The sequence below is a fragment of the Pseudomonas sp. GZD-209 genome (assembly GCF_049310485.1).
Taxonomy (GTDB): domain Bacteria; phylum Pseudomonadota; class Gammaproteobacteria; order Pseudomonadales; family Pseudomonadaceae; genus Aquipseudomonas; species Aquipseudomonas sichuanensis.
In genome coordinates this window covers 1-5088 of the sequence record NZ_JBMOWQ010000299.1, presented here as the reverse complement: position 1 = coordinate 5088, position 5088 = coordinate 1, and the positions used below count along the sequence as shown (strand labels likewise).

At 64.9% G+C, this 5088-nt stretch carries 3 protein-coding genes; 1 reads left to right on the top strand and 2 read right to left on the bottom strand.

Annotation, left to right across the window (positions count from 1 at the left end; all coding sequences use genetic code 11):
* Window positions 1-158: 158 nt before the first annotated feature.
* Window positions 159-1445 carry a Zn-dependent hydrolase gene (locus tag ACO6VM_RS27440; protein WP_401060433.1) on the bottom strand — a complete coding sequence of 429 codons (1287 nt, stop codon included), beginning with the start codon at window positions 1443-1445 and terminating at the stop codon, window positions 159-161.
* An 81-nt stretch (window positions 1446-1526) separates the two neighbouring features.
* Window positions 1527-3017: an NCS1 family nucleobase:cation symporter-1 gene (locus ACO6VM_RS27435; protein ID WP_401060431.1), complete on the bottom strand. Its 1491-nt coding sequence runs from the start codon at window positions 3015-3017 to the stop codon at window positions 1527-1529.
* 604 nt (window positions 3018-3621) lie between these two features.
* Between ACO6VM_RS27435 and hydA the strand changes: the two genes are divergently transcribed.
* Window positions 3622-5061: a dihydropyrimidinase gene (gene hydA, locus ACO6VM_RS27430; protein WP_401060429.1), complete on the top strand. Its 1440-nt coding sequence runs from the start codon at window positions 3622-3624 to the stop codon at window positions 5059-5061.
* Window positions 5062-5088 lie beyond the last annotated feature (27 nt).

Here is a 5088-nt window from a genome sequence, read left to right as displayed (position 1 = left end):
AGCGCAGCGTAGGGGCCGTATGATGGGAGCAGGCGGCTTTGCCTACTTTGGCCAAGACCAAAGTAACCCGCCGTAAGGGCGGAAAGGTGACTAAAAGTCGCCATCGCCGCCGAATGCGCATACATCTATCAAAACCAACACCCTGAAGGCCGAAGCTATCAAGCCGCCAACCGCCCCCCCGCAATCGCCTCCGAAGCCGCCAGCATCGCCCGCAACAACACCGCACACCCCGCCGCCAAATCCCCAGGCGTAGCATTCTCGATCTCGTTATGGCTGATCCCCCCCTCACAAGGCACGAAGATCATCCCCGCCGGCCCCAGCTCCGCCAAAAAAATCGCGTCATGCCCGGCCCCACTGACAATATCCATGTGCGCCAACCCCAGCGCCGCCGCCGAATTACGCACTGCATCAACGCAGACAGGGTCGAAATACAGGGCCGGGAAGTCGGCAGTCGGCGTCAGCTCATAGCTCAGCCCATGCTTCGCCGTGGTCGCCTCGATCACCCCGCGTACCTCGGCGATCATCGCGTCCAGCTGCTCGCCCTGCAGGTGACGGAAGTCCAGGGTCATGCGCACTTCACCGGGGATCACGTTGCGCGACCCCGGGTAGGCCTGCAGGCAGCCGACCGTGCCACAGGCATGGGGCTGGTGGGCGAGGGCGGTGCGGTTGACCGCCTCGACCACCGCGACGGCGCCGACCAGGGCGTCCTTGCGCAGGTGCATCGGGGTGGGGCCGGCATGAGCCTCGACGCCGCGCAAGGTCAGGTCGAACCACTTCTGCCCGAGCGCGCCGAGCACCACGCCGATGGTCTTGGCCTGGTCCTCGAGGATCGGCCCCTGCTCGATATGCGCTTCGAAGTAAGCCCCCACCGGATGCCCGAGCACCGCGCGCGGGCCGGCATAGCCGATGGCGTTCAGCGCCTCGCCAACGCTGACGCCCTGGGCATCGCGCTTGGCCAGGGTCTCTTCCAGGGTGAACTTACCGGCGAACACCCCCGAGCCCATCATGCACGGGGCGAAGCGCGAGCCTTCCTCGTTGGTCCATACCACCACCTCCAGCGGCGCTTCGGTTTCCACGCCCAGGTCGTTGAGGGTGCGGATCACCTCCAGCCCGGCCATCACCCCGAAGCAGCCGTCGAACTTGCCGCCGGTGGGTTGGGTGTCGATATGGCTGCCGGTCATCACCGGTGGCAGTTTGGGGTTGCGCCCCGGGCGACGGGCGAAGATATTGCCGACCCCGTCGACCGTCACCGTGCAGCCCGCGGCTTCGCACCATTGCACGAACAGGTCGCGGGCCTGGCGGTCTAGGTCGGTCAGCGCCAGGCGGCACACACCGCCTTTCTGGGTGGCGCCGAGACGGGCGAGGTCCATCAGCGATTGCCACAGGCGTGCGCTGTCGATGTGGTGCTTGCTTGATTGCAGGACTTCCTTGGCGAGGGTAGTCATGGGTGCCTCCTCAGGTTCTTTTGTCGGGCGGTTGCGGCCCCATCGCGGGGCAAGCCCGCTCCCACGCAGGGAGCGGTACGTTCAGGGCAACGGCTTGGCCAGCCGCGCCGGCCCGCGCACCGCCACGCCGCCCAGGGCGTAGTAGAGCCCGCCACCCAGCAACGAACCGGTGAACCAGCCGTAGTCGTAGAACCAGCTGAAACTGCTGTTGCCGATGGCCATCACGGTCAGCGCCACCGGCACGCCGAAGGCGGCAAAACCGGCCCAGTTCCACGCCGGGTACACGTCGTCGCGGTACAGCCCGGCCAGGTCCAGCTGCTGGCGCCGCACCAGGAAGTAATCCACCACCATGATCCCGGCGATCGGCCCGAGCAGGCTGGAGTAGCCCAGCAGCCAGTTCGAATACACGCTCTCAAGGCTCAGGTCGGAGACGATCCAGCCGAGCTTCTTGAGCAGCTCGTGGCCCATCAGCGCCAGGCCGATGAAGCCGGTCAGCCACACCGCGCGGCTGCGCCCGATCAGGCGTGGGGCGATGTTCTGGAAGTCGTTGGTGGGCGAGACGATGTTGGCCGCCGTGTTGGTCGACAGCGTGGCGATGATGATCAGCGCCATGGCCAGCGCCACCCAGCCCGGGCTCTGGATATGGCCGATCAGGCTGACCGGGTCGGACACCGTCTGGCCCACCAGCGAGGCCGAGGCCGCGGTCATGATCACCCCCAGCGAGGCGAACAGGAACATGGTCAGCGGCAGGCCGAAAATCTGCCCGAGGATCTGGTCCTTCTGGCTTTTCGCGTAGCGGCTGAAGTCGGGGATGTTCAGCGACAGGGTGGCCCAGAAGCCGACCATGGCGGTGAGCCCGGCGCAAAAATAGCTGACCACGCTGGCACCTTCGGGGCGCTTGGGCGGTTGTGCCAGCAACTCGGTCATGGACATGTGCGGCATCGCCCAGAACAGCAGGCCGATACCCACCGCCACCAGCAGCGGCGCCGACAGGGTTTCCAGCCATTTGATCGACTCGGCGCCACGCAGCACCACCCACAGGTTCAGCGCCCAGAACAGCATGAAGCCGATCACTTCGCCGGTGCCGCCCAGTGCCTTCCACTCGGGGAACAGCGAGCCGAGGAACAGGTGGATGGCCAGCCCGCCGAACATCGTCTGGATACCGAACCAGCCACAGGCCACCACGGCGCGGATCAGGCAGGGCACGTTGGAGCCGAAGATGCCGAACGACGAGCGCAGCAGCACCGGGAAGGGGATGCCGTACTTGGTGCCGGGGAAGGCGTTGAGGGTGAGCGGGATCAGCACGATCAGGTTGGCCAGCAGGATCGCCAGCAGCGCCTCGCCCACGCTCAGGCCGAAGTAGGCGGTGAGCACGCCGCCGAGGGTGTAGGTGGGCACGCAGATGGACATGCCCACCCACAGCGCGGTGATGTGCCACTTGTTCCAGGTGCGTTGGTGCACTTTGGTGGGGGCGATGTCGTGGTTGTAACGGGGGCTGTCGAGCACGTCGCTGCCGGCGTCGAGTTCGAACAGGCCATGCTGCTCGACCACTTGTGATCTGCTTGGTTGCATGGGGCCTTCTCCAGGGGTTTTTTCTTGTTGTTTGCTCATCGGGCTAATGCGATGGCCGGAGTACACACACCACCAGTACTGCACCTGCGGTCCGGCCATGGCGGTTGTGGCCGGGGTTACAACAACCGTGCCGAGTTGGCCTTGGCCATTCCCGGTGGTCGCTGCTGACCGCAGGTAACTTACTGACTTGCAAAAGCATTCCTGATTGCGCCTGGCGCGTGCGAATAACGTTGACGCCGACACCGGCCAACACACCGTGATTCAAAGCGGTGCGGCCCGGCATATCCGCTGCGCTGCCTGCGCTTGGCCAGCCGTTTTTAAACAGCTGAATTTGCGTAGAAAATCTTGACCAAATTTGCATCCTGTCAAGTGCGTCAAAATGGTGAAGGGCTGTTCCGTTTTGGTGATTAGTGCAATTAATTCATATAAATCAATAAGATAAAATTTTGAGTATTTGCATATATTTTTTCTTGATGAATGTCAGAACCGCAACTAGCCTCGATTCTTGTCAGGCCTGACAGGATTGACCGAAACCCGCAGGCACTGGCCCATGAAAATTCCAAGAACCGGCCAGAAAGACCGGTCAGCCTGCGAGGAAGACGGCATGTCCCTGTTGATCCGTGGCGCCACCGTGGTTACCCATGAAGAAAGCTACCGCGCCGATGTGTTGTGTGCCGACGGCGTGATCCGCGCCATCGGTGAAAACCTCGAAGCACCCACCGATTGCCAGGTGCTCGACGGCAGCGGCCAGTACCTGATGCCCGGCGGCATCGACCCCCACACCCATATGCAATTGCCGTTCATGGGTACCGTGGCCAGCGAGGACTTTTTCAGCGGCACCGCCGCGGGCCTGGCCGGCGGCACCACCTCGATCATCGATTTCGTCATCCCCAACCCGCAGCAGTCGCTGCTCGAAGCCTTCCACACCTGGCGTGGCTGGGCGCAGAAGAGTGCGTCCGACTATGGCTTCCACGTCGCCATCACCTGGTGGAGCGAGCAGGTCGCCGAAGAAATGGGGGAGCTGGTGAGCCAGCATGGGGTCAACAGCTTCAAGCACTTCATGGCCTACAAGAACGCGATCATGGCCGCTGACGACACCCTGGTGGCCAGCTTCGAGCGCTGCCTGCAACTGGGCGCGGTGCCCACCGTGCATGCCGAAAACGGCGAGCTGGTCTATCACCTGCAGCGCAAGCTGCTGGCACAAGGGCTGACCGGGCCCGAGGCGCACCCGCTGTCGCGCCCCTCGCAGGTTGAAGGGGAGGCCGCCAGCCGCGCCATCCGCATTGCCGAAACCCTTGGCACGCCGCTGTACCTGGTGCATGTGTCCAGCCGCGAGGCGCTCGACGAGATCACCTATGCACGGGCCAAGGGCCAGCCGGTGTACGGCGAGGTGCTGCCCGGCCACCTGCTGCTGGACGACAGCGTTTACCGCGACCCGGACTGGGCCACCGCCGCCGGCTACGTGATGAGCCCGCCGTTCCGCCCGCGCGAGCACCAGGACGCACTGTGGGGGGGCCTGCAGTCGGGCAACCTGCACACCACCGCCACCGACCACTGTTGCTTCTGCGCCGAGCAGAAGGCCATGGGCCGCGACGACTTCAGCCGTATCCCCAATGGCACGGCCGGCATCGAGGACCGCATGGCGGTGCTGTGGGACGCCGGGGTCAACAGCGGGCGCCTGTCGATGCACGAGTTCGTCGCGCTGACCTCTACCAACACCGCGAAGATCTTCAACCTGTTCCCGCGCAAGGGCGCCATCCGCGTTGGCGCCGACGCCGACCTGGTGCTGTGGGACCCACAGGGCACGCGCACCATCAGCGCCCAGACCCACCACCAGCGAGTCGACTTCAACATCTTCGAAGGCCGCACGGTGCGCGGCATCCCCAGCCACACCATCAGCCAGGGCAATGTGCTGTGGGCCGACGGCGACCTGCGCGCCGAGCCGGGGGCAGGGCGCTATGTGGAACGCCCGGCGTACCCGTCGGTGTACGAGGTGCTGGAGCGCCGGGCCGAGCGGCACAAACCGACGCCAGTTCAGCGCTGATCCCGTGGGAGCGGGCTTGCCCCGCGA

Excerpts from the sequence above, each read along its gene's own strand:
- ACO6VM_RS27435 (WP_401060431.1), bottom strand. The coding sequence starts at position 3,017 with ATGCAACCAAGCAGATCACAAGTGGTCGAGCAGCATGGCCTGTTCGAA.
- ACO6VM_RS27440 (WP_401060433.1), bottom strand. The coding sequence starts at position 1,445 with ATGACTACCCTCGCCAAGGAAGTCCTGCAATCAAGCAAGCACCACATC.
- hydA (WP_401060429.1), top strand. The coding sequence starts at position 3,622 with ATGTCCCTGTTGATCCGTGGCGCCACCGTGGTTACCCATGAAGAAAGC.